This window comes from Frankia sp. CgJB1 (assembly GCF_977947065.1).
This window is the reverse complement of the sequence record NZ_CDWTNB010000005.1, coordinates 1-24,510: the sequence shown is the minus strand read 5'-3', so window position 1 is coordinate 24,510 and position 24,510 is coordinate 1. Positions and strand designations below refer to the sequence as shown.

The 24,510-nt window shown below is 69.0% G+C and carries 21 protein-coding genes and 2 pseudogenes; 5 read left to right on the top strand and 18 right to left on the bottom strand.

The genetic code is table 11. The annotated features are described in order from the left end of the window. Positions 1-28: 28 nt before the first annotated feature. The 14 genes from ffh to recG form a co-directional block, all read right to left on the bottom strand. Positions 29-1,582: a signal recognition particle protein gene (gene ffh, locus AC08OT_RS01320; protein ID WP_476591581.1), complete on the bottom strand. Its 1,554-nt coding sequence runs from the start codon at positions 1,580-1,582 to the stop codon at positions 29-31. 389 nt (positions 1,583-1,971) lie between these two features. Beyond that, entirely contained in the window at positions 1,972-3,216 is a 1,245-nt protein-coding gene (gene ftsY / locus AC08OT_RS01315) for a signal recognition particle-docking protein FtsY (RefSeq protein ID WP_476591580.1), read from the bottom strand. Positions 3,217-3,279: 63 nt separating this feature from the next. After that, positions 3,280-6,957, bottom strand: coding sequence for a chromosome segregation protein SMC (gene smc / locus AC08OT_RS01310; RefSeq protein ID WP_476591579.1), 3,678 nt, complete (start codon positions 6,955-6,957; stop codon positions 3,280-3,282). 355 nt (positions 6,958-7,312) lie between these two features. Further along, positions 7,313-7,510 carry a hypothetical protein gene (locus tag AC08OT_RS01305; protein ID WP_476591578.1) on the bottom strand — a complete coding sequence of 66 codons (198 nt, stop codon included), beginning with the start codon at positions 7,508-7,510 and terminating at the stop codon, positions 7,313-7,315. Between the two features lie 213 nt (positions 7,511-7,723). Beyond that, entirely contained in the window at positions 7,724-8,035 is a 312-nt protein-coding gene (locus AC08OT_RS01300; RefSeq protein WP_035731396.1) for an acylphosphatase, read from the bottom strand. Between the two features lie 407 nt (positions 8,036-8,442). After that, positions 8,443-9,213 carry a DUF2786 domain-containing protein gene (locus AC08OT_RS01295; RefSeq protein WP_476591577.1) on the bottom strand — a complete coding sequence of 257 codons (771 nt, stop codon included), beginning with the start codon at positions 9,211-9,213 and terminating at the stop codon, positions 8,443-8,445. A 205-nt stretch (positions 9,214-9,418) separates the two neighbouring features. After that, entirely contained in the window at positions 9,419-10,390 is a 972-nt protein-coding gene (gene mutM, locus AC08OT_RS01290; protein WP_476591576.1) for a bifunctional DNA-formamidopyrimidine glycosylase/DNA-(apurinic or apyrimidinic site) lyase, read from the bottom strand. A 132-nt stretch (positions 10,391-10,522) separates the two neighbouring features. Further along, entirely contained in the window at positions 10,523-11,335 is an 813-nt protein-coding gene (gene rnc / locus AC08OT_RS01285) for a ribonuclease III (protein ID WP_462186108.1), read from the bottom strand. After that, positions 11,332-12,393: a phosphate starvation-inducible protein PhoH gene (locus tag AC08OT_RS01280; RefSeq protein WP_476591575.1), complete on the bottom strand. Its 1,062-nt coding sequence runs from the start codon at positions 12,391-12,393 to the stop codon at positions 11,332-11,334. Before AC08OT_RS01280 ends, rnc begins: the two co-directional genes overlap by 4 nt. A gap of 6 nt (positions 12,394-12,399) precedes the next feature. Next, positions 12,400-12,570, bottom strand: a complete 171-nt coding sequence (gene rpmF, locus AC08OT_RS01275; protein ID WP_011437979.1) for a 50S ribosomal protein L32 — start codon at positions 12,568-12,570, stop codon at positions 12,400-12,402. Further along, positions 12,570-13,181, bottom strand: coding sequence for a YceD family protein (locus tag AC08OT_RS01270; RefSeq protein WP_476591574.1), 612 nt, complete (start codon positions 13,179-13,181; stop codon positions 12,570-12,572). The genes rpmF and AC08OT_RS01270 overlap by 1 nt, the downstream gene beginning before the upstream one ends. 414 nt (positions 13,182-13,595) lie before the next feature. Beyond that, positions 13,596-14,084, bottom strand: a complete 489-nt coding sequence (coaD, locus tag AC08OT_RS01265; protein WP_011437981.1) for a pantetheine-phosphate adenylyltransferase — start codon at positions 14,082-14,084, stop codon at positions 13,596-13,598. Next, positions 14,081-14,638, bottom strand: a complete 558-nt coding sequence (gene rsmD / locus AC08OT_RS01260; protein WP_476591573.1) for a 16S rRNA (guanine(966)-N(2))-methyltransferase RsmD — start codon at positions 14,636-14,638, stop codon at positions 14,081-14,083. Before rsmD ends, coaD begins: the two co-directional genes overlap by 4 nt. Before the next feature lie 12 nt (positions 14,639-14,650). Beyond that, entirely contained in the window at positions 14,651-16,846 is a 2,196-nt protein-coding gene (gene recG / locus AC08OT_RS01255) for an ATP-dependent DNA helicase RecG (protein WP_476591591.1), read from the bottom strand. A gap of 246 nt (positions 16,847-17,092) precedes the next feature. Here recG and rpmB point away from each other — a divergent pair, with 246 nt between their 5' ends. Together rpmB and AC08OT_RS01245 are read left to right on the top strand one after the other, a co-directional pair. Then, positions 17,093-17,281: a 50S ribosomal protein L28 gene (gene rpmB, locus AC08OT_RS01250; protein WP_011437984.1), complete on the top strand. Its 189-nt coding sequence runs from the start codon at positions 17,093-17,095 to the stop codon at positions 17,279-17,281. A gap of 132 nt (positions 17,282-17,413) precedes the next feature. Further along, positions 17,414-18,547, top strand: coding sequence for a D-alanine--D-alanine ligase family protein (locus AC08OT_RS01245; RefSeq protein WP_476591572.1), 1,134 nt, complete (start codon positions 17,414-17,416; stop codon positions 18,545-18,547). A 77-nt stretch (positions 18,548-18,624) separates the two neighbouring features. Here AC08OT_RS01245 and AC08OT_RS01240 read toward each other — a convergent pair whose 3' ends face one another. Together AC08OT_RS01240 and AC08OT_RS01235 are read right to left on the bottom strand one after the other, a co-directional pair. Then, positions 18,625-19,074, bottom strand: a complete 450-nt coding sequence (locus tag AC08OT_RS01240; protein ID WP_462186113.1) for a DUF3515 family protein — start codon at positions 19,072-19,074, stop codon at positions 18,625-18,627. Between the two features lie 164 nt (positions 19,075-19,238). Beyond that, positions 19,239-19,472 carry an Lrp/AsnC family transcriptional regulator gene (locus tag AC08OT_RS01235; protein ID WP_011437987.1) on the bottom strand — a complete coding sequence of 78 codons (234 nt, stop codon included), beginning with the start codon at positions 19,470-19,472 and terminating at the stop codon, positions 19,239-19,241. 247 nt (positions 19,473-19,719) lie between these two features. On the opposite strand from AC08OT_RS01235, the gene thiD reads away from it, so the two are divergent. Both thiD and murA read left to right on the top strand, forming a co-directional pair. Further along, positions 19,720-20,553, top strand: a complete 834-nt coding sequence (gene thiD / locus AC08OT_RS01230; protein WP_476591571.1) for a bifunctional hydroxymethylpyrimidine kinase/phosphomethylpyrimidine kinase — start codon at positions 19,720-19,722, stop codon at positions 20,551-20,553. A 109-nt stretch (positions 20,554-20,662) separates the two neighbouring features. Beyond that, a pseudogene (gene murA, locus AC08OT_RS01225) lies at positions 20,663-22,154 on the top strand (UDP-N-acetylglucosamine 1-carboxyvinyltransferase). Here the strand turns inward: murA and AC08OT_RS01220 are convergent. Beyond that, entirely contained in the window at positions 22,102-23,112 is a 1,011-nt protein-coding gene (locus AC08OT_RS01220; RefSeq protein ID WP_462186117.1) for an NAD(P)H-dependent glycerol-3-phosphate dehydrogenase, read from the bottom strand. The pseudogene murA and the gene AC08OT_RS01220 overlap by 53 nt on opposite strands. Before the next feature lie 54 nt (positions 23,113-23,166). On the opposite strand from AC08OT_RS01220, the pseudogene cofC reads away from it, so the two are divergent. Further along, positions 23,167-24,072: pseudogene (gene cofC / locus AC08OT_RS01215) on the top strand (2-phospho-L-lactate guanylyltransferase); the annotation flags it as partial. Positions 24,073-24,158: 86 nt separating this feature from the next. Here cofC and AC08OT_RS01210 read toward each other — a convergent pair. Beyond that, on the bottom strand, positions 24,159-24,510 hold a 352-nt coding region (locus tag AC08OT_RS01210), incomplete at its 5' end, for an EAL domain-containing protein (protein WP_476602472.1).

Sequence of the window (24,510 nt, the reverse complement as noted above, 5' to 3'; positions counted from 1 at the left end):
TGCATCCACCACGGCCGCCTCGCGCGGGTCAACGGCCCCCGCGGGGGCCGCGCGGCGGCATCCCACCGAAGCCGTCCTGCTGCCGCATCAGCGCCGAGAGATCCGGCATGCCGTCCGGAAGCGCGGGGCCCTTCGCCAGCCGCTCCTGCGCAGTGGACTTCTGCGCCTTGGCCTGGGCCGCCCGTGCCGCCGGATTACCCTTGCGGCTGGCTCCCTTGCCCTTCTTCGCGGCCTTGCGAGCCGAGGCGGCCTTCGCTCGACCCATCCCCCCCGGCATCCCCATGCCGCCGGCCATCTGCCGCATCATCTTGCGGGCCTCGGCGAACCGGTCCAGCAACTGGTTGACCTCGGTGACCGTGACCCCGGATCCACGCGCGACCCGAGCCTTGCGGGACGCCTGCAGGATCCTGGGATCACGCCGTTCCGTCGGCGTCATGGACCGAATGATCGCAACCACCCGATCGACGTCCCGATCGTCGACCTGCGCCAGTTGATCCTTCATCTGGCCCATACCCGGCAGCATGCCGAGCAGGTTGCCGATCGGGCCCATCTTGCGGACCGCGAGCATCTGCTCGAGGAAATCCTCGAGAGTGAACTCGGAGGCGACCATCTTCGCCGCCATGGCCTCGGCCTGCTCGGCCTCGAACGCCTTCTCGGCCTGCTCGATGAGGGTGAGGACGTCACCCATACCGAGGATCCGCGACGCCATGCGTTCCGGGTGGAAGACGTCGAAGTCGTCCAGGGCCTCGCCGGTGGAGGCGAACATGATCGGCCGACCGGTCACCTGGGCGACCGAGAGGGCCGCACCACCGCGCGCGTCGCCATCAAGCTTGGTCAGGACCACTCCGCTGAATCCCACGCCATCGGCGAAGGCGCTCGCGGTCGCGACCGCGTCCTGACCGATCATCGCGTCCAGGACGAAGAGAATCTCATCCGGTGAGACGGCGTCGCGGATGTCGGCCGCCTGCCGCATCATCTCCTCGTCGACGCCGAGCCGCCCGGCCGTGTCGACGACGACCACATCGAAGACCTGCCGGCGCGCGTGCGCGAGCGCGTCGCGCGCGACGCGCACCGGATCCCCGACCCCGTTGCCGGGCTCGGGCGCGAAGACCTCCACCCCGGCCCGCGCCCCGACCACCTGCAGCTGGTTGACCGCGTTCGGACGCTGCAGGTCGGCCGCGACCAGCAGCGGGATGTGACCCTGGGCCTTGAGCCAGCGCCCGAGCTTGCCGGCCAGGGTGGTCTTACCCGTTCCCTGCAGGCCGGCGAGCAGGACCACCGTCGGCGGGGTCTTGGCGTACCGCAGCATCGTCGTGCCGCCGCCGAGGATCGCGACGAGCTCCTGATTGACAATCTTGATTACCTGCTGGGCAGGGTTCAACGACGCACTGACCTCGGCGCCGCGGGCACGCTCCTTCACCGCGGCCACGAAGCCACGGACGACCGGGAGCGCGACGTCCGCCTCGAGCAGAGCCACCCGGATCTCCCGCGCAGTGGCGTCGATGTCGGCATCGGTAAGGCGCCCTCTGCCACGCAGCGACGCGAAGACCTTGTCGAGGCGGCTGGAAAGGGTGTCGAACACGCGCACACACTCCGAGATCGCAGACGGACCGCAGGCACCAGCGTACGCACCCGACGACGAGGACAGCACACTCCCGCGTCCGATCAACCGACGACGTCACGCATCGGCCGATCGACGCGGACGCGACGTGCGCGGCCCGGCGAGGCATGCCCGCACGGACACCGACCTGGTCATTCACCTGCCGGGCCCGCCCTCTGCGCTGAGGAGGGCGAGACGCCTCGCCGGACGCTCACCCCCCGGCCAGGAGAACACCGAGGAACATGGCGCGGCTGACCACGGAGCCCCACAGCTCCGCTCAGTGATGAAGCTTAGGTCACATGCCGAACGACCGGAAGGCCTTGACGCTGAGCACGTTGTGGTCTTCGCCGATCCGGCGGCCACTCGATCGATCAGCCAGCTTCGCCCAACAGGGCGTCGACGAACGCCTCCGGCTCGAAGGGAGCAAGATCGTCTGGACCCTCTCCCAAGCCGATCAGTTTCACCGGCATGCCGAGCTCGCGCTGCACGGCGATGACGATCCCGCCCTTGGCCGTACCGTCCAGCTTGGTCAGCACGACTCCGGTGAGATCAACCGCCTGCGTGAACACCTGTGCCTGGACAAGCGCGTTCTGACCGGTCGTGGCGTCGAGCACGAGCAGCACCTCATCGACCGGACCGTGCTTGCCCACCACTCTTTTAATCTTCGCCAACTCGTCCATCAGGCCTGCCTTGGTGTGCAGCCGGCCGGCGGTGTCGATCAACACGGTGTCCACACCGCTCTGCGTGCCCTGTCGGACCGCATCGAACGCCACCGACGCGGGGTCACCCCCCTCGGCCCCGCGGACCGTGATCGCGCCGACCCGTTCACCCCAGGTCTGAAGCTGATCCGCGGCCGCGGCACGGAACGTGTCCGCCGCGCCCAGCACGACCGTACGCCCGTCCGCGACCAGCAGCCGCGCGATCTTTCCACAGGTCGTGGTCTTGCCCGTACCGTTGACACCGACGACGAGTACGACCGCGGGACGATCCGGGGCCGTCGTGCGCAGCGATCGGTCGGTCGTCGTACCGATCTGGGCAAGCAGCTCGTCGCGCAGCATCGCCCGCACATCCGCAGGCGTGCGGGCACCGAGCACCTTCGTGCGTTCCCGCAGCGCGGCGACCAGCTCGGTGGTCGCCGTAACCCCGACGTCGGCGAGGAGCAGGGTCGCCTCCACGTCTTCCCACGCGTCCTCGTCGAGATTGTCGCCGGACAGCAGGGAGAGCAATCCGCGACCGAGCGCGTTCTGCGAACGAGCCAGCCGCAGGCGCAGCCGGACGAGGCGGCCGGCGGCCGGCGGCGGTGCCTCCGGCGGGATCCGCTCCTGGACCGGGATCCCCGGCGCGGCCGGTATCTCGGCGGGCGGGGCGCCGACGCCCTCGGTCTCCGTCGGGGACGGCGGCAGCACATCGGGAAGACCGATGTCGTCGACCGTCCTGGTCGCCGAATCTCGGGGTACCTCGGCATCGTCACCGACCCCGGGACGGTAGTCGGCGCCCGGGCGCGGGCCTTCCTCGACGGATCGGCGGGGGCGTCGGCGCAGGGCCGTGCCGGCCACCAGGCCCACGGTGGCCAGTACGACGACGGCGATGACGACGATCAGGATGAGGAGCTCCACGTACCGATCCTGACAGATGACGCCACAAGGCCGTGGCGCTCGCCCGGCGGGAGGGCGGCGGCGTCAGAGCGCCGCCCGCTCCCGCAGCCGCTGACTGATCACTGTCGTCACCCCGTCGCCCCGCATGGCCACGCCGTACAGGGCGTCAGCGATCTCCATCGTCCGCTTCTGGTGGGTGACGATGATCAGCTGCGACTTCTCGCGCAGACCCTCGACAGCATCGAGCAGCCGGCCGAGGTTGCGGTCGTCCAGAGCTGCCTCGACCTCGTCGAGCACGTAGAAGGGCGAAGGACGGGCCCGGAATATCGCGAGCAGGAGAGCGAGTGCGGTCAGTGAACGCTCCCCGCCGGACAACAGCGACAGACGCTTCACCTTTTTTCCCGGCGGCCTCGCCTCGACCTCGATGCCCGTGGTGAGCATGTCATCAGGATCGGTAAGCACCAGCCGGCCCTCACCGCCCGGGAACAGCGTCGAGAAAACGATCTCGAACTCACGAGCGGTGTCCGCGAACGCGACGGCGAAGACCTCACGCACCCGCAGATCAACCTCCTCGACGACCAGTAGAAGATCCCGGCGGGTGCTCTTGATGTCTTCGAGCTGCGCGGATAAGAACGCCGCCCGCTCCTGAAGCGCGGCGAACTCCTCGAGGGCGAGGGGATTCACCCGCCCCAGCCGGGCCAGCTGCTTCTCCGCGGTGGCAGCCCGGGCGCTCTGCTCGGCTCGATCGAACGGCACCGCGGTGCCGTCGGGCTCATCCGGCGGGACCAGCGTGCCCGGCCCGAACTCCGCTACCAGGTCGTCCGCGTCGATGCCGTGCTCCTCCAGAGCCTTGGCTTCCAGCGTCTCCACCCGCAGCCGCTTCTCCGCTCGGGCCAGCTCGTCGCGATGGGCGGCGTCGCGCAGCGCCGCGAGTTCGGTGGCCAGGGCGCGCCCCTGGTCACGCACCCCGACCAGCTCCGTCTCGGCGGCCTTGCGCAGTGCGTCGGCCTCCTCCCGCTCCGCCGCGGCGCGAGCCAGCGAATGGTCCAGTCGGTCGAGAGCGACCTGGGCCGCCTCCCCCATCACCGTCGCGACGGCCGCCTGCCGCTCGCGGACCTCGTGCCGACGGGCCGCCGCGGCCCGTGCCGCCCGCTCGTTCGCCGCCGCGCGAATCAGTCCGTCGGCGCGTCCCTGCAGGCCTCGCACCCGCTCCTCGCTGGTACGGACGGCCAACCGGGCCTCGACCTCGGCGGCGCGCACGGCGGAGGTGACCGCGACGAGCCGGTCCCGTTCATCCGGAGCACGCTCCCCCGCCTCCGGCTGCTCAGATGTCGCGGCGAGCGACGCCTCGAGCTCGGTCAACGCTCCGTATGCCCGATCACGGGCTGTTTCGGCCCGTGATCGGGTATCCTCCAATCGGGCGATCTCGGATGCCGCGGCCCCTCCCGAACGATCGAGCTGCGCCATCTGCTCGGACAGCGCCCGGTGCCGGGCATCGGTCCCGTGCAGCGCCGCCAGTGCCGCGTCGATGGCGGTACGGGCCCGGGTCACCTCGGCACGCGCGGGCTCGAACGCCTCGTGGGCGGACTCGACGCGACGGGTCGCCTCCGCCACGCCGGCCTCGGCCTCGTCCGCCGCGGCCTGCAGTTCGATCGCAGACGGCGGGTTCGCGCTGCCACCGATCGAGAGGGGCGCACCGATGACGTCGCCGGCGCGGGTGACCACCCGCAGGTCGGGACGCAACGCCGTGGCCCGCTCGGCCGCTGCCAGATCCTCGACCACGACAGTCCGGGCGAGCAGGGACGACACGGCGGTACGGAACCGGTCGTCACCGATCTCCGCCAGATCCAGCGCGGCAACGGCACCGGCCGGGAGCGGACCGTCGGCGCTGGCCGCCCCCGGGTCGGTCGCCGCGCTGCCGACAGGGCCGGCGCAGGCGGCGGGATCGGCGCAAGCGTCAGGCTCATCCGCGACGGTGACGGCGGCCACCAGCGCTGCTCGGCCGGCGCCCGTTTCCCGCAGCCACGCAAAGGCCGCCATAGCATCTTCCGACGTGCCGACGAGCAGGGCGTCCGCCGCCGCGCCCAGCGCCGCGGCGATGGCCGCCTCCGCGCCGGCGGTCACGCTCAGGACGCCGGCCAGCCGGCCGATCACCTCGAGGGTCGGATCCAGTGCCGGAGCCGGGTCCTCCGCCGTGTTCGAGGCGCCCCGCCCGGTCTGCGCGGTCTGCGCGCCGGTAGCAGCCCTCAACAGTGCCGCGGCTCCGTCGGCCGGCGCGAGGGAGAGATGCAGCGCGTCACGTCGCGCAGCCCAGGAGGCGCGGTCACGCTCGGCGCTACGCTCCTCACCGCGCAGGACCTCGAGCCGCTCGGCGGCAGCGGCATGCACCGCCACGGCCGCGCTGTGCCGCTCGGTGAGATCCTCCCGTGCGCTCTCCATCCGGGAGAGTTCGATCTCGAGGGCCGAACGTGACGCCGAGGTCTCGGTCTCCCGCTCCCGCGCGGCGTCGAGTGCCTCGGTCGTCCGTGCTATCTCGTTCTCGGCACTGGTGACACGGGACCTGGCAGCCTCCACCTGGCCGGCAAGGCGCGCGATCTCCTCACGGCGAAAAGACGCCGCGCGTGCCGCGGCGATCAGTTCCTTCTCCTCCCGGGCGAGCGCGGCCTCGAGATCGGCACGCCTGGTGACCACCTCGGCGAGCAGGTCCCGATCACGCTCCAGCCGCTCGGTGAGGGCGATTTCCTGCTCCCGGACCGCCGTGGCCTCCTGTTCCAGTTCCTCGGGGTCGCGGCGCCCACGTACGTCGTCGGCCGCGGTACGCAACAGGCGACCCCGTTCGACGGCGAGCGAACGGGTGCCCCGCAGCCGTTCCCGCAGGGATGCCAGGGCGTACCAGGTCTCCTGGGCGCCGGTGGCGCGCGAAACGATCGCCGTCAGGTCGGCCTGCAGCTGCTCCTCCCGGCGGGCGACCGCGGCATGAGCGGCTTCGGTGGTCGTCAGCCGCGCCCGCAATGCCTCCTCGTCCGCGAGGTCGGAGGCGATCGCGGCCCGGGCACGATGGAGATCGTCGGCGAGAAGGCGCAGGCGGGCGTCCCGGAGCGAAGCCTGAATCACACCGGCCTTACGTGCGATCTCCGCCTGGCGACCGAGCGGCCCCAACTGCCGACGCAGCTCGGCGGACAGATCGGTGAGGCGGGTGAGGTTCGCCGACATCGCCTCGAGCTTGCGGAGTGCCTTCTCCTTGCGTTTACGGTGTTTGAGGACGCCGGCGGCCTCCTCGATGAAGGCGCGGCGATCCTCCGGGCGCGCGTGCAGGACCGCGTCGAGCTGACCCTGGCCGACGATCACGTGCAGCTCTCGGCCGATACCCGAGTCGCTCATCAGTTCCTGGATATCCAGCAGGCGACAACCGGTACCGTTGACCGTGTATTCGCTCTCGCCGCTGCGGAACATCAGCCGCCCGATGGTCACCTCGGTGTACTCGATGGGGAGCGCGCCGTCCGAGTTGTCGATCGTCAGGAGTACTTCGGCGCGCCCCAAGGCCGGGCGAGCGGGCGTGCCCGCGAAGATGACATCGGACATGGTGCCGCCACGCAGGGCCTTGGCACCCTGCTCCCCCAGTACCCAGGCGATGGCGTCGACGACGTTACTCTTGCCCGACCCGTTGGGCCCGACCACGCAGATTATTCCCGGCTCGAGATGCAGGGAGGTCGAGCTCGCAAAGGACTTGAAGCCCCGCAGGGTCAAGTTCTTGAGATGCACCAGTCTCCGGAGCGCTGGAAGGGTTCACCGGCTCGACCCGGGATGGCCGGACTCAGCCGACGTTCGACAGAGCCATCCTAGTCGGCAACCCGAAGCACCCAGCAGGCTACGCTCCGAAAAAAGCACAAAAAAGGCGAGGAGCGAGGTTGCCCGGCTCTTCCTGGGCATAGAGCCGCCAAAGTGATCCGAGACACACAGGCAACATCACTGGACAGAGACGAGCCGGCAAGAGAACGACCGATCCGACGATCTCAGCGACCTCGATGATCATGACACCCGTAGAAACGGAGCCTTGCCCACGTAACCGGGCATACCCACTATGAGGGGGCGCCTCCCCGGGAAACGCCCCGCCAGCTCAGCTGAACGCCGGTTCAGCGTCGAGCGCCCGGACATCCTCCGGCACGTCGACACCACCCACCAACGCCTCGTTGACTTCACGTACTCGAGCCAGTTCTGCCTCGAGCTCCGCTACACGGGCACGAAGCCGACGCATCTCGTAAGAGAGACGCAAGCCGCCGCCGGAACCGACGTGGCCAAAAAGGGCCTTCGCCATAGTGATGGTCCTCCACGATGAGTGACCTAGTGGGTGTCAGACAGCACAAGATCCGAATAGATCAGAGTGCGCCCCAAACAATGACTCCAGGCTCCCACGTCGAGTGACCGAAAGTCAAGAGCATGCCACATGCTCCCGAGCCGGTCCGGTGAACATGTAAAAAGCGGACGGTCATTCCCACGACAGTTCCGACAACACAGCGTCTGCAACCAGTCACTTTCGCCGGAAGTCGGTCAGATCGCTCTGCGCCACCTGCCACACAGCCTCCACCCTGTCCGTCCGCCCAGGGGTGTGACCCGTCATCAACAAGTGCAGAAGGTCACGACAGGCCGGCTCCGGCCCTTCCGCAACCACCTCGACCGCCCCGTCCGGGAGGTTGGTGGCGGATCCGACCAGGCCCAGGCGCCGGCCCCGGGTACGCACGTAGTCACGAAAGCCGACGCCCTGGACAAGGCCGGCGACCCGGGCAGTGAATCGGACCACGGCGTGTCCGGACTCCCTCTGCTCCGCGGATACATCGCTCATCAGCACGGTAGGGTACTGGCCATTGTGGATACCACATACTTCCCAGACATGGCAGGCCGACCGAGAGGGACACGGCGGCAGGATGATCATCGACTGGAACGGCCGGACCGGCCACGTTTCCGCCGCCGGTCCGCTGCCGTGCTACTCGCGTGTGGAGCTCTCGGCTCGGCACTCCTTCTCAGCGGTTGCGGCCAGAACTTCTCCCAGGACGGCGGCACGCTACCCGCCCCGCACGCGAGCACCGATGGTGACCGCCAGGTGACCCCGGAGCCGGTCGACAGCGCAGACAAGATTATTGGTCCTGGCTACGCCCCGCCGCGTACCGCAGGGCCTACCCAGACAGCGGTGCCCAATCTGCCGGGCGGCAAATAGTAGTCAGTACCACTCATAACTACCACCCCTACGATTCACCTCATGCCGATCGCCGGTGAGACGCGGCTGGACACCCGGTTACCCAAACCAAGATCAGCCTGCTCGCCGGCCTGGTAACCCGCACGACCGCCGCTCCCGGAGAGCTGGCGTGTCCTTGGCGCTCGCAACCTGGGGTAGACGCTTGCCAGGTGCGCATCCACCCGCTGGCTTCGATTCGCCAGGACGACGGCCACCGACGGCGTCGTCGAGGGCCCGTCTGATCCGTTCTCCCGGGTCTGCTTCTGCTGGGTCTGCGCCCGCTCCCGGGCCATCCGCTCCGTCCTGGTCAGTCTCTCCGCCACCGCCACCGCGAAGCCGGCCATCCACGACCGACGAAACGCCCGCGGGTCCTCCCGGCGTGGTGGACGGGCGAGAGCCAACCCCTGTGCCTGCTGGACCAGCAACGAGGTAAACAACATCTGCACGCGGTGGATATCCGCATCCATCCCGAACAGATGAGCGGAGTGCCCCGTCCCCACTGCACGCTGCTCGGTCCGGTACACGAGCCGGCAACCAAGCGGTGCGGCAATGCCCGCGAGCAACGAGATCTTGTCCCGGGCATAGGGCGAATCGACGGCCACCACCAGGTCAGCCGCCTCGACGCGGTGCGGCGACGCCTCCTCGACCAGCGCGCGGTCGATCCCGTACTGGGCGATCAGCTCGGCTGCCTTGCTGTTATAGGTTTCGCGGGCGGCTTCGCTCAGCCCCTCCGCCTCCGCCATCGCCAACAGCTTCCGTATACGACCGAGCAGGGCATCCGGATTCATCGCGCCTCCGTCCATGTCGCGTCGGGGGCAGGCCAGCCAACCGACGTGTCGGATGATGCCTCACCGATCCCGGCAGCCCGGTCTCGGCCCTGGACGAGGCGATAACTGTGAACGCCGCGGCAGGTCTGGCTCCCCACCGACTATCGCGGACGCCACGCCCGGCACCCCACCCGAGAGTCGCGGGATTCGAACGTGTGATCTAACCTTACCATCTGGCCCGCCCTGGGTGCGGCTGGCAGGTGGGGCAGGTGAAGCTCGACCGGTTCATGAAAGCGTCCCGGCGCACCGCGTCTCCGCATCGTGTGCACGGCCGACCCGCACGGCCGTACACCTGTAGCGACCGTTCGAACAGCCCGCTGACTCCGTCCGCCGACACGTACAGGCGGTCGAAGGACGTACCGCCCGCCTCGAGAGCCGCGGTCATCACCGTCCGCGCGCAATCCAGCAGCCTGCCGACCTCCGCCCGAGTGAGGGTCTCGGTCGGCCGCGCGTAGTGCAGCTTCGCGGCCCACAGGGCCTCGTCCGCGTAGATGTTCCCGACCCCGCTGACAAGTGTCTGATCGAGCAGGGCCCGCTTCACGCCGGTACGGCGTCGACGCATCCTCTCCGTGACGAGACGCTCGTCGAAGGCGAGGTCCAGGGGATCCCTGGCGATGTGCGCGACGGGAGCAGGCAGATCCGCTTCCCCCACCGCGACCGCCAGGCCACCGAAGGTACGTTGATCCACAAATCGCAGTTCGCGTCCTCCGTCCGTGAAGACGAACCGGATCCGCAGATGCTTCTGGTCGGGGGTGGCGGGTGGAACGACGAGCAACTGTCCGCTCATCCCGAGATGGGCGATCAGCGCATCCCCCTGGGCCGGATGACCTGGGGGCAGGGCAGGCGGAGACATCTCGGCCAGCACGGCAGCTGATTCCTCCTCCGGTGGTTCTTCTGGAACCACCGGAGCGCACGCCGCATGGTCTACCGGCGGCTGAATCACCAGCCACAGATACTTGCCGCGACGTCGTGCCGCCGTTATCCGGCGGCCGACGAGCAGCGCCGAGAAGTCGGCGGCACCGGCCAGATGACGGCGCACCGCACGAGGATGGTGGACGTCAACCGATGCGATGACGCGACCGACGACACCACGTTCCAGACCGCGGCGAACAACCTCTACTTCGGGGAGTTCTGGCATGATCTCCGGTCATCGGGCCGGGTCAGTGGGATGACACCGGACCCTCGACGTGGCTCGATGGATCTGTCGCCACCGCTGAGCCTGTCGCCACCACTGAGGAAGCGAATCGAGGCAACGGGTGATCACCCGCTCTCACGGGCCCGAGACCCGATCGTGATCGAGGCCGCCGATGGCGGACTTCTCGTGATCTCCGCCGACGACATCCACGCCCGAACCGTCCTCCCGCCCCAGGGCCGACCGTTCCTCGAGAACCGCGAAAGCCGCGGCGGCCGCCCGCTGCTCAGCCTCCTTCTTACTTCCCCCTTCGCCCTCGCCCAGTGGCTCTCCCGCGATCCTCGCGTAGGCGGTGAACCGCTTCGCGTGGTCCGGACCGGCCTCCTCGACGACATATTCAGGCGGTCCGAGAGCCAGCACCGCCGTCTGTTCTTGCAGTGAGGTCTTCCAGTCAAGCCCTGCGCCCCGGCCGGCGGCCTCGTCCAGCAGGGGATCGAAGAGACGGTGCACGAAACCGGAGGCCACGTCGAAGCCTGAGGACAGATAGACCGCCCCGATGATGGCCTCGAGGGTGTCGGCGAGAATGCTCGCCTTGTTGCGCCCCCCGGTGGTCTCCTCCCCCCGGCCCAGCAGTAGGTACGGACCGAGCCCGGTGGGTCCGATCCCCCGTGCCACGTCCGCGAGAGCCCGCATGTTCACAACCGAGGCCCGCTGCTTGGCGAGCTGCCCCTCGGGAAGATCCGGGTGGCGGATGAACAATGCCGCCGTCACCACCAGACCAAGCACCGCATCGCCCAGGAACTCCAGGCGTTCGTTGGTGGGCAGGCCGCCCTTCTCGTAGGCGTAGGAGCGGTGCGTGAGTGCGCGGTCGAGCAGCTCGGGGTCGATGGCGACCTCGAGTACCTCGATCAGGCCGTCCCGCGGCGGCGGGGGTGGCAACTGGCGGGTCATCCGACCAGCCCGGCCAAGGCCCGGCGATGCGCCACCAAGGTCGCCATCGCCGCTCGGGTCCGAGAAGCCAGGTCCGCATGGACCGCGGCCGACGCCGCCCTCAGCGCCGCGAGCAGCCCGACTGCCTGGCTGTCGCCGGCTTCACCCGGCGCCCGCTCCGCGTGGACCGCGACACCATCGACCCCCAGCACGATCGTTCCCCCCCGCACATCAGGATCTTCCAACGTTCCCCATCCCGGATCCAGACCGGCCCTGGGCGGGTGCCCCGTACCCCGATGAGATTCCCACCATCGCATCCCCCGGATGACGGACATCAGGACATCTCCGGTGAATCCGTCGGTGACCGCCACGTCGACTCCGCGGCGATGATCGATCCTCTGGCCGTCGCCCGGCTCGCCCGTCCACGGAGCCGCGAGGAGCCGATCAGCCGTCAGCGGGCCGACATAGTGCAGATCAAGCGATCGGAGCAGCTCGTCGGCGGCTCGCCGCAAGGTGCCGGGGAGCGCTGGACGCGCCGTCAGAAGCCCGACGCGAGGAGCGTCAACGGCGAAGCGAACCGCGGCGTACGCGCTGCCCGCGACCGCGAACTGGGCGAGTTCGTCCGCCGTCACATCAACCGTCGCCCCCGCGTCACACAGCACGACGGGGGCATTCGACCCGCCGACAATCGAGGCGAGGGTGGCCCGCGTCGCCCCGGGTAGCAGACCGTAGGTGAACTGAGCCGAGGCGACCACGGCTTCGGCCGGGGCTACCGAGACCATCGCATCGGCATGTCCGTCGCGGACCAGGCGCGCCGCTACCCGGACGCCGGAGTCCCGACGTGCTCGCACTTCACGCAATGCCTCCGGGCCCGCCGAAACGCCGCGAGCGGCCGTGGCGAGCAGAACGCGCTCGCCTGGCACAATTCCCAGGCAAGCAAGGTCATCCCGGACGGCGTCACCGGATGTCACCAGAGTGAGCACCAGATGCGGATCGGCGTCGAGCGCACTGGGCAATGCCTCGAGGAGAGGCCCGGAAGGGGACCCCTCCCCCACCAGGTCAACAGCGATACGTGTCACACCGGGTCAGACGTCAAGCACCTGACGGTCATTGTACCGGCCGCACGTGCCACAGACGGTGTGCGGCCGGATCACGTGCCCCCGCGAGCACTTTGCGAGGGTCGGCACCTTGGCCTTCCACTGCGAACGCCGGGACCGGGTGTTGCTGCGCGAGGTGCGCCGCTTCGGGACGGCCACTATTCCTTCTCCTTGCTCTCATGAGGGTCGGTGCGACCCTTCTCGGTTCCCGTTGCTCCGCTGTCGGCCAGCGCGGACAGCGCCGCCCATCTCGGGTCGGATCGCGCATGGGAATGTCCAGGCTCGACATCGTCGAGACGCACCCCGCAATCCACGCAGAGTCCCGCACAGTCCGGGCGGCAGATGGGTGACAGCGGAAGGTTGAGCACCAGGGCATCCCGCACCACGGGCTCGATGTCCGCATGATCATCGATTAGTACCCGAGCGTCTTCGTCGTCACCCAGGTCCACGGCTCGGTCAGGGTAGTAGAATAGCTCGCGAAACTCGACCATGCTGGCCTCAGACACGTCGTCCAGGCAGCGCGCACATTCACCCCGAAGCGGCGCCACGACGGTCCCGCTGACCAGAACACCCTCGATCACCGATTCGAGACGCAGGTCCAAGGTGGCGCTCGCGCCAGCCGGCACCCACATCATCTCGGTTCCGAGACCGGCGGGAAGTTCCGCCTCCGCCCGGACAAGCCGCATCGACCCGGGCCGCCGACCGAGCTCACGGGTGTCCAGCACAAGGGGACCCTTCGGGGTCCGACGGCGAGAGTGGGATCCAGTCATCGCGGCAGTCAAATTCACATCTACGTCAATGTCAGGAAGCCCGGCCGAAACAGGGCCTTCGTGGTGGTATAGCTACCCGGCGTCGCTGACGACGGAGGCGGCCCGGCATCGACGGCGCCCTGGACCCTCCCAGAGGCCTGGACCCTCCCAGAGGATCGACGAACAGACTCCAGCCGGTCAGCTACTGCGAGCCGGTCAGCTACTGCGGTCCTAGCCTATCCGATCGGCGCCGCGGACGATCCGATCAGGCTGCCGAGATCTCCGGGCACCCGAGCCCGGCGGGCGGCGGACCTCCGCCCAGGAACCCACTCGGGCACCGCTCACCCCCCCCCGCGACCGGCCCGGAGCCCGGACGGTCGGGAACGGCGGGAGAGCCCGGCGGAAGTCGGTCGGCGGCTACCCACCCGGCGGGAGTTACTGAGCGAGACGCTCACGGAGCTGTTTGAGTACCACATCGGGTACCAGCCCCGACACATCACCCCCGTAACGCGCGACCTCCTTCACCAGACTGGAGGACAAAAAAGCGTATTGCGGGTTCGTGCTCATGAAAAGAGTCTCCACGCCCGCAAGCGAATTGTTCATCTGCGCCATCTGAAGCTCATAGTCGAAGTCGCTGACCGCACGCAGTCCTTTGACGATCGACTGGATACCCCTGCTCCGACAAAAATCGACGATCAGCCCGTGGGACGCATCCACCAGGACGTTGGACGGCGCCATCGGATGATCACGCAGGGCCTCCCTGATGAGCTCCATCCGCTCGTCGACGGTGAACAAGGTGACTTTGTTCTTGTTGATCGATACGGCGACCACGACCTCATCGAAGAGTCTGCTCGCTCGGACGATGATGTCGAGATGACCGTTGGTGATCGGATCAAATGAACCGGGACAGGCCGCCCTCCTCATGATCGAATACCGTACCAGAGAGCGCCCTCCCCGTACCTCCGGTCGCGCAGCGCACACAACCCGTCAGGCCAGGCGACCGGGCCCGAGCGGTGCGATCTTTCGACAACGCAGACACTGTCCGCAGTCAACCAGGCGGCCGCCAGCAGCTTTGACAGCACTTCGCCGAGTTCCGGGTCGCGCATCGCGTACGGCGGATCGAGGAAAACCATGTCGTAGGGATTACCCAAGGCGTTCTGCACCACACGCTCTACCACGGCTTGCACGATCTTCGCGCCCGACAGTCCCAGCGCTGTCACGTTCCGCCGCAGAGTGCGTATCACGACCGGATCGCGGTCAACGAGAAGGGCATGAGTGGCACCCCGAGACAGCGCTTCCAGACCGACCGCACCAGATCCGGCATAAAGATCGGCAACCCGAGCGCCCCGCAGATCCAGGCAGGTCGACAAGGTGTTGAACAATCCCTCACGGGCACGTTCCGAGGTCGGACGGGTGGTTGTCCCGGGTGGAACCACGAGCCGCCGACCACCCGCGGTCCCACTGATGATGCGCGTCATCGGGCCACCCGGTCATCCCTTCTCGAGGAAGGCGACACTGGTGTCGTCGAGAACCGCGTCGAGCAGCCGGCGCAGTGCGGGATGCCGGTCCAACCCGGGGTCGTCGTCAACCAGGCGACCGGCCTCCGCGCGTGCGTCGCGGATCAGGTCCTCGTCACGAAGAAGTTCCAGGAGCTTCAGGGATCGTCGCCCGCCGGACTGAGCGGCCCCAAGCACATCGCCCTCCCGACGCTGCGCGAGGTCGAGACGGGCCAGCTTCGCCCCGTCGCTGGTGGCGGCGACCGCGCTGAGCCGCTCCCAGGCGGGGGATCCCGGCTCGGCCGCTGTATGCAGAAGACACCAGCCGGGCGCGGTGCCCCGGCCGACCCTCCCGCGCAACTGGTGCAGCTGGGACACGCCGAACCTGTCCGCGTCCAGGACGACCATCACTGTTGCGTTCGGTACGTTCACTCCCACCTCGATGACGGTGGTGGCGACCAGCACGTCGACCTCGCCGGCCGCGAATCGGTTCATGGTGGCCTCCCGCTGCCCGGGTGCGAGACGACCGTGCAGTGGTTCAACCCTGAGATCCGCAAGATCGCCATCCACCAGCAGGGGCAGCACCTCACACACTGTCGCAGCTGGTCGGGACGCTCGCGGATCCGGACCAGCCGCCGAGGATCCGGCGGGGTCATCCTCCCCGCACTCATCCTCCCCGCTCGCACCGATCCGGGGACACACGACATAGGCCTGATGCCCGGCGGCCACCTCGTCGCGGATTCGTCCCCACATCCGATCCGTCCAGGATCTCTGGCTCGCCGGCACCACGAACGTCCCGATGGGAGAGCGTCCCGCCGGCAGTTCAGTGAGCTCGGAGACTTCGAGATCACCGAACACGGTCATCGCGACCGTCCGGGGAATCGGCGTCGCGGTCATCACAAGAAGGTGGGGAGGACGTCGTCCACGCGCTCGCAGCGTGTCCCGCTGTTCGACGCCGAAACGATGCTGTTCGTCAACGACGATCAGACCAAGATCGCTAAAGATCACCTCATCGTGCAGCAGGGCATGAGTGCCGACCACCAGACCGGTGGAACCGTCTGCGATCTCCGCCAGAGCCTCCCGCCGCGCACGCGCCCCCATCGATCCGGTGACCAACGTCACCCGCGTGGCCCGATGATCGGCTCCTAGTTCTCCTGCCCGGGCCAGGTCGCCGAGCATCTCCCGGAGGCTTCGGCTGTGCTGAGCGGCAAGAGTTTCGGTGGGCGCCAGGAGTACCGCCTGACCGCCCGTGTCGACCACGGTGAGCATCGCCCGCAGGGCGACCAGTGTCTTGCCCGAACCCACCTCTCCCTGCAGCAGGCGATGCATCGGAACGGGCCGACCGATCTCGGCCGCGATCGTCTTCCCCACCTCGCGCTGGCCCGTCGTGAGGGGGAAGGGCAGAGCGGCGTCGAACGCCGTCAGTAGACCATCCGGACGCTGCGGCCGGGGTGTCGTCGCCATCGCCTCCACCTCACGACGCCGTTGGGCCAACGCCACCTGCAACACCAGCGCCTCATCCCAGGTGAGGCGCCGACGACCGGAGGCGATCTCACCACGGTTCGCGGGCTGGTGAACCAGCCGGAAGGCCTCGGCCAGAGCGGGCAGGCGGTACCGGCTGCGGAGATCGTCCGGCAGCGGATCCTCGACGGGATCGAGAGAGTCCAACGCCAGCCGGACGCACCTCGCCAGCGTCCAGCTCGGCACCTTGGCGGAGGCGGGGTAGATCGGAACCAGCGCGTTCGCGAACGGCGCACCGCTGGCGGCTTCCCCGTTCTCCTCGGGTTCGAGGAGCTGGACCTCCGGGTTGGTCAGCTGACGCCGCCGGCGGAACTCGTCGACCTTGCCGGCGAACAGCGCGGTCGTCCCGGGACGGAGGTCACGCTCCCGCCAGCTCTGATTGAAGAAGGTCAGCGACAGTGAATGCCGGCCGTCCGTCACCGTCACGCGCACCATCGACTTCCGGGTGCCGCGCATCGGGCGGCGTTCTGTCTTCTCGACCCGGGCCTGGACCGTCACCGTCTCACCGACGACGAGGTCCGCGAGGTCCGTCAGCTCGCCTCTCTCGTGGTACCGGCGGGGCAGGTGCCCCAGCAGATCACCAACCAGCCTCAGCTCCAGGCCATCGGCCAAGAGGACGGCGGCACGCGCGCCGACGAGAGCCTTCAGGGGCGTGTCGAGGTCGACCACATCACCGATAGTGCACCGGACCACCGACAGTACCGAGACCCACCGGCTCCCGCCGCATCATCTGGACCACAGAAGGTGGGGTAACCTCAAGCGGGTCATCGCTACGCGCGTCCCCCGGCGGCGCCGTCGGGGTTGCGGGTTGCGGGTTGCGTACGATCCTGGTTCTGAGTCCCCTGACGTCCCGGGCACGCCTACCGGGACCGATACTACTTCGACTTCGGCTACTACTTCGACGGAGTGTTTCTCGTGTCTTCGGTGTGTGACGTCTGCGGCAAGGGGCCGGGCTTCGGTATGTCGGTCTCCCACTCCCACCGACGCACGCGCCGTCGGTGGAACCCCAACATCCAGACCGTGCGCACGGTCGTGGGCGGGACCCCCAAGCGGCTGAACGTCTGCGCTTCCTGCATCAAGGCGGGCAAGGTCTCTCGCGCCTGAGCCCTCCGGCCGGAGGGGGCGACACCGGACGCGGGCCTCCCGCGGACGTCGAGGCGGAGCACGGCCACATCCACGTCGGGTACGGTGCCGGTCACCGACGCCGATCCGTTGCCGATCCGTTAGTATCCCGGCATGGCAGGCTCCAGGCGTCGGATTCGGCTCGCCCTCCTGTTCGGTGGCCGCAGCACCGAACACGCGATCTCCTGTGTATCGGCCAGCGGCGTACTGCGAGCCCTGGATCGTGACGTCTACGACGTCGTCCCGGTCGGCATCGACATGCATGGCCGCTGGGTCATGCTGCCGGACGACCCGACCGCCCTCGCGGTGACGGGAGACCGGCTGCCCGCCGTCGTCGCGGCCCGCGGTGAGAGCGTCGTCCTGGCCGCGGATCCGACGACGCCCGGTCTGCTGCCGCGCCGCCCCCGCGGCGGCCCCGACGCTGCCAGGAGCACCCTCGGGAGCGGCGACACCCTCGGGGACATCGACGTGGTCTTCCTGCTGCTCCACGGCCCCTTCGGGGAGGATGGGACGGTCCAGGGCCTCCTGGAGATGGCCGGCCTGCCCTACGTCGGCTCCGGGGTGTTCGCCAGCGCGGCCGCCATGGACAAGCAACACATGAAGGCACTGCTGCGGGCCGCCGGCCTTCCCGTCGGGTCCTACGCCGTCCTGCGGGCCGGTGACACGCTCACCGGGGCCGACCAGGAACGGCTGGGGCTGCCCGTCTTCGTGAAGCCCGCGCGCGGCGGGTCGAGTATCGGGATCAGCCGGGTCGATGCCTGGGCGGACCTGGACACCGCGATCAAGGCAGCCCGCGCCAGCGACCCCAAGGTCCTGGTGGAGTCGGCGATCGTCGGCCGCGAGATCGAGTGCGGGGTCCTCGGAACTCTGGACGGCCCCGGTGTCGAGGCGAGCGTGCCCGCCGAGATCATCGTCACATCTTCGGCCGGCTTCTACGACTTCGAGGCCAAGTACATGTCCGACGCCACCCACTTCGACGTCCCGGCCAATTTGCCCCACACGGTACGGGAGGAGGTGCGGAGAGTGGCAATCGCGGCATTCGAGGCCTTGGACTGCGCCGGGCTCGCGCGGGTTGACATGTTTGTCACGGCTGACGACCATGTGATTATCAACGAGGTCAACACGATGCCCGGTTTCACCCCTACCTCGATGTTCCCGCGGATGTGGGAGGCGAGCGGGGTCACCTATCCGCAGTTGGTGGACCGGCTCGTCAGGCTGGCCCTGCGCGACGGAGCGGGGCTGCGCTGACCGCCCGGCACCTCACGCCACCCGGGCCCGTGACGGCGCAGAGGCGTTCCGCCGGGCGGAATGGCCGGGAGCTCGTCTCAGGATGTCGTTGACCTGCTGTGCGCCCGCACGGCGGGGGCGACCGAGACGAGTACCTCGAACGCCTGCACGTCGGCGGGCAGGATAAGAACCACCTGGGGCTGCCGCGTCGGAGTGGAATAGCGCACCGTCGTCCCGCCCAGGTCCTCGGCAAACCACCCCACATCGTCGACGACGGACAGCATCGCATCGGGACGGTAGCTTGCCGGAAGACCCGACGCGCCGCAGGTGAGCACCACCGGCGTCGCGCCGTAGGCCGCTGCCGTGGTCTGCGGGGGGTCCAGTGCCCGGCGGTCGAGGTCGTCCCCGAGCGACGGGGGAAGGTCGTGGACCAGGTCCACGCACGACGAGCGGGCCGACTCCGCGGGAATCGGCACGTTGGTCAGCCGGATCGATCCGGGACCGCCGCATCCGACCAGCGCGAGCAGGACCCACGAGGCGACGAACACCGGAGACCGACCTGACCGCCCCGGCCGGCGCCTGCCCCGTGCCGGGCGCCCGCCCCACTCGGCTTGCTCACCACCGGTGGCCATGTCCCGATTCTGGCGCGCCACCGGCGTCACCGGGTCCCCCCGTCCCGGAGCCGACCTGACCCACGTCGGGACGGAGAAGCTCAGAAGTGAACAACCGGGCAGGTCAGCGTGCGGGTGATGCCGTCGACCGACTGCACTCTCGCCATGACCATCTTCCCGAGGTCGTCGACGGTGGCCGCCTCCGCCCGGACGATGACGTCATAGGGGCCGGTGACGTCCTCGGCCTGAGTGACCCCGGGGATCTGCTCGATCTCCTTGGCAACCGAGGAGGACTTGCCGACCTCGGTCTGGATAAGGATGTACGCGTGGACCACAGACGCTCCCTCGTCGGACGTCGACAGCCCGTCGAGCAGAACTACGGGCCGACAGAAGATAACAGGCAAACGGCCCGGATGAGAGCCTCCGAGGTCGAGGAATTTACTCAGATCGGCCAGCGGCGACCGACCGAGGGGTCGCCAGGCCTCATCCGGAACCCCAATCGTGGGGGTCAGCTGGTCGGCTCGGTACCCGGTTGTGATGGCAACCACGACGACGCTACCCAGAGCGATGAATAGGAGACACGTGAACGCTCGGAGTATCCGGAGCGAGCCGCCGCCGGGACCGAGCCCCGCCCCGCCCCGCGTACTGACGATCGCCGGATCGGATTCGGGCGGCGGCGCGGGCATCCAGGCGGATCTCAAGACGATGCTCGCCCTCGGCGTCCATGGCATGAGTGCGATCGTCGCGGTGACGGCACAGAATTCCCTGGGCGTCCATGGTGTGTGGGATCTCCCTCCGGAAGCGGTCCGAGCCCAGATCAGAGCGGTCGTGGCGGACATCGGGGTCGACGCGGTGAAGACGGGGATGCTCTCCTCCGCCGCACTGGTCTCGTTGGTCGCCGCCGAGCTCTCGCGGCTCGACGTGCCCGTCGTGGTCGATCCGGTCAGCGTCTCCAAGCACGGCGACCCCCTGCTGGCCCCGGAGGCGGTCGAGGTGGTCCGTACGGAGCTCATGCCCCGTGCCACCATCGCCACACCGAACCTCGACGAGGTACGTCTGCTGACCGGGGTGGAGGTGCGGGACGTCGCCGGCCTGCCCAGAGCCGCCGAGGCGATGCTTGCCCTGGGCCCGCGCTGGGTGCTGGTGAAGGGCGGGCATCTTCCCGGCGACGCGGTCGACCTGCTCACCGACGGGACCACCGAGGTCGTCCTCCGAAGCCCCCGCCTGGACCGGCGGCACACCCATGGCACCGGCTGCACGCTGGCCTCCGCGATCGCCGCGCACCTGGCGCAGGGGCGTGGTCACGCCGAGGCCGCACAGTCCGCCAAGGCCTACGTCAGTGGCGCCCTGGCCAGCGGCTTTCCGCTCGGCGCGGGGATCGGCCCGGTAGACCATGGCTATCGTCACCGTAGGTAGCGGCCTGAGAGTCGGGCTCGGGCCGCGCCGGTGGCGTCTGATTCAATCGCCCCGCCGCACGTGACCTGACGCACGTCACGCATCCGCATCATCACCGTGGAGGTAGCCCGTGGGGGCGCACAGCTCGGGAGTGGTACCATCCACCAGCACGGACCGAAGATGGTACCGCATCGTCGGCGGTACTCCGCTCACCGGCTCGGTCGAGGCGTCCGGGGCCAAGAACTCGGTCACCAAGCTGCTCGTCGCCACCCTCCTCACGCCAGAGCCGTGCACCCTGACCCGGGTGCCTCGGATCGCCGAGGTCGACGTGGTCTTGAGCATGCTCGCCGAACTCGGCACTCAGGTGGAGTGGCTGGACGAGCACACTGTGCGACTCGCCACCGAAAAGATCATCGACGCGTCGCTGTCCGAGGCCTACTCCGGGGTCAACCGGATACCGATCCTGATGATGGGCCCGCTCCTGCACCGCGTCGGCGAAGCCGTGATCCCACTGCCCGGCGGTTGCCGGATCGGCAAGCGCCCCGTCGACTTCCACCTCACCGGCCTGCGTGCCATGGGTGCAGAGATCGTCGAGCAGATACGTTCCGTCCAGGTCAAGACGCTGGGTCTGCACGGGGCACCCATGTCGCACTGCCGTTCCCGAGCGTCGGCGCGACCGAGAACCTGCTCCTGGCCGCGGTCCGGGCACAGGGTACGACCGTCATCTCGAATGCGGCGGTGGAACCCGAGGTCATCGACCTCATCATGTTCCTGCAGCAGATGGGCGCCCTCGTCGACGTGGAAGTCGACCGCACGATCGTGGTGCAGGGGGTCGGCGCACTGCGGGGAGCCACCCACGCCCCGATCCACGACCGCATCGAAGCGGCGTCCTTCGCCTCGGCCGCGGTGGCCACCGACGGCAGGGTGGAGGTGGTCGGTGCCCGCCAGGAACATCTGGCGACCTTCCTCAACCACCTCCGCCGGCTCGGTGGCGAGTTCGAGGTCACCCCGCGGGGAATGACCTTCTTCCGGGCCCGGCCGTTGACCGCGTCACATGTGCAGACCGACGTGCACCCCGGGTTCATGACCGACTGGCAGCAGCCCCTGGTCGTCCTGCTCACCCAGGCTGGGGGTGCCTCCGTGATCCACGAGACGATCTACGAGGACCGGTTCGGGTACACCAGACAGCTGGCCGAGATGGGCGCCGACATCGCCCTGTCGACCCTGTGCCTCGGTGGGAAGGCCTGCCGGTTCGCGTCCCGGGACTTCGAGCATTCGGCGGTCGTGAGCGGGCCGACCTCCCTCACCGGCGGTGATCTGGCGATCCCCGACCTGCGCGCCGGCTTTGCCTACGTGCTGGCCGCGCTGGTGGCCGACGGCACCAGCGTCATCCGCGGGACCCGTTTCCTCGAACGCGGTTACGAGGGCCCGGTGGGTAAGTTGCGCTCGATCGGAGCGCTCATCGACACGCAGGCCGTGGGTTCGCCCCCCGGCACCGACCACGCCCCGGCCTGACCGGAACGATGGTGCTGCCGGGCCAGGCGCGGGCAGGTCAGGCGCGCGGGCAGGTCAGAGACGGAGCCGGTACTCCGGGCCCGGCTCCCGACTCATCAGATCCTTGACGGCCTCCATCGGAGGAAGACCCTCATAGAGGACCCGTTCGACCTGACGGGTGATCGGCATGGAGACGCCCAGGTCATCGGCCATGGCGAGCAGGGGGCGGCAGGAGCGCACCCCCTCGGCGACCTGCTGCTGTTCGGCCTCCACCTGCGCGAGCGTAAGGCCACGCCCGAGTTTCTCGCCGAAGGTGCGGTTGCGCGAGAGCGGGGAGCCGCAGGTCGCCACGAGGTCCCCCAGTCCCGCCAGTCCCGCGAAGGTCATCGGATCGGCACCCAGCGCGACCCCGAGTCGGAGGGTCTCGGCCAGGCCGCGCGTCATCAACGAGGCGAGGCTGTTGGTGCCGAAACCCATTCCCTCCAGCATGCCGGCAGCCAGCGCGATGACGTTCTTGATCGCTCCGCCCAGCTCGCAGCCGATCACGTCGGTGTTGGTGTAGGGGCGGAAATAGGCCGTCCAGCACGCCGCCTGGACGGCCTCCGCCGTGCTCGTCGAGGTACTGGCGATCACAGTCGCCGCCGGCTGCTCGGCGGCGATCTCGGGCGCCAGATTCGGACCGCTCACCACCGCGATCCGGTCCGGCGACACGCCCGTGACCTGCGTGATGACCTCGCTCATCCGCAACTGACTGCCCACCTCCACCCCCTTCATCAGGCTGACGTAGACGGCGTCGGGCCCAATCAGGGGCGCCCATCCCGCGAGGACGGAGCGCAGCGCCTGAGACGGTACGGCCAGCACCACGAACTCCGCGCCGGCCAGCGCCTCCCCCGCGTCGGACATCGCGCGCACCCGGTCCGGCAGCTGGATCGCCGGCAGATAGCGCGGATTGACATGGCGGGTGTTGACCGCCCGGACGATCTCAGGGTCACGGGCGACCAGGTTGACCCGCGCTCCGGCATCCGCGAGGACCTTCGCGAACACGCTTCCCCAGGACCCGGCCGTAAGCACCGCGGCCCGTCTCACCTCGTCCCCCGGGAAACGTCCGGCCGAGCGCGGGGAGCGATCGCAACCCCGACGATGGGTACGAGGAAGGCGACACCGATCGAGGCGTTTTCTACCTTGTGGCGGGAATCGACAATAATTGTGCCCTCCGGATGGATCGCGCGCATGGTACCGACGTCCGGCCGGCTGGACACCTCGCACCTCGCATCCCGCCGCGTCCTCACTCTGACCGTAGACGCCGATCTGACGGGTACCACGCAGGATGCGCCGCATGCTGGGGACGCGCCACGGCTCCGGCGTTCAGCCCGCGCCCGGAGGACCCGGGGCACCACGGGGTCGGCATGGCCTATGGTCGCCTTCGTGTGGCTCCCACGAAACGGAGTGTCCTGGACAGTCGTGCTGCCGCTGAAGAACCTCACCCGGGCGAAGACCCGGCTGGACCGCCCCGACCGGAGCCGGCTGGCCCTTGCGATGGCCTTGGACACGGTGACGGCGGTACTTGAGTCCGAGACCAGTCTGGTCGGCGCCGTGATAATCGTGACGAACGATCAGACGGCCGACCACGCTCTGTCGGCTCTCCCCAATCTCCACTATATCGGCGCAGATCAACCGGACCTTTCCCCGGCTGCGAGGGGTGCTCGGCTCGTCGTGATTCCGGACGAACCCGACCGAGGTCTCAATCCCGCCCTGGTGCACGGCGCCGCGCTGGCCTCGGCCCGCTGGCCCACCCGTGCGGTGGCTGCCCTCTCCGCCGACCTTCCCGCGCTGCGCCCCCCCGAGCTGCATCAGGCGCTGTCCGAGGCGAGCCAGCACCGTCGCGCGGTTCTCGCCGACGCGGCCGGAACGGGAACCGTTCTGCTGACCGCGTCGGCCGGCGCCATCCTGCAGCCCGCATTCGGACCACACAGTCACGCCACGCACCGTCGCTCCGGAGCGGTGGATCTGACGGGAACCCTCGGTGGCTCGGTACCGGGACTGCGACGTGACGTCGACACGCTGGCGGATCTGGCGCAGGCCCGGGACCTGGGGGTGGGCTGGGCCACCAGGGCGGCGCTGACCGCCGGGTATCACTCCCCGCTCACGGCGGAGGACTCCGGCGGACCCGGCGGCGAACCGGGCACCTCGGCGGAGCCAGGGCTGTCCGTACCGCCGGGGATCGTAGGCGGAACCCAGCGCCGGATCGTGAGCGACGCGAGCGGACCAGGTCGGGCGAAGAAGTATCCCTGACCCAGCTCGCAACCCAGCTCCTCGAGCTCGGCGATCTGTCCTTCCCGCTCGATGCCCTCAGCCACGACGACGGCACCGAGGGCGTGCGCGAGACTGATCATCGATCGACGCATCGTCGCCACCCGGTGTCCGTCCCTGGGCAGTTCGAGCAGCGTCCGATCGAGCTTCACGACGTCCACCGGCAGTTGATGG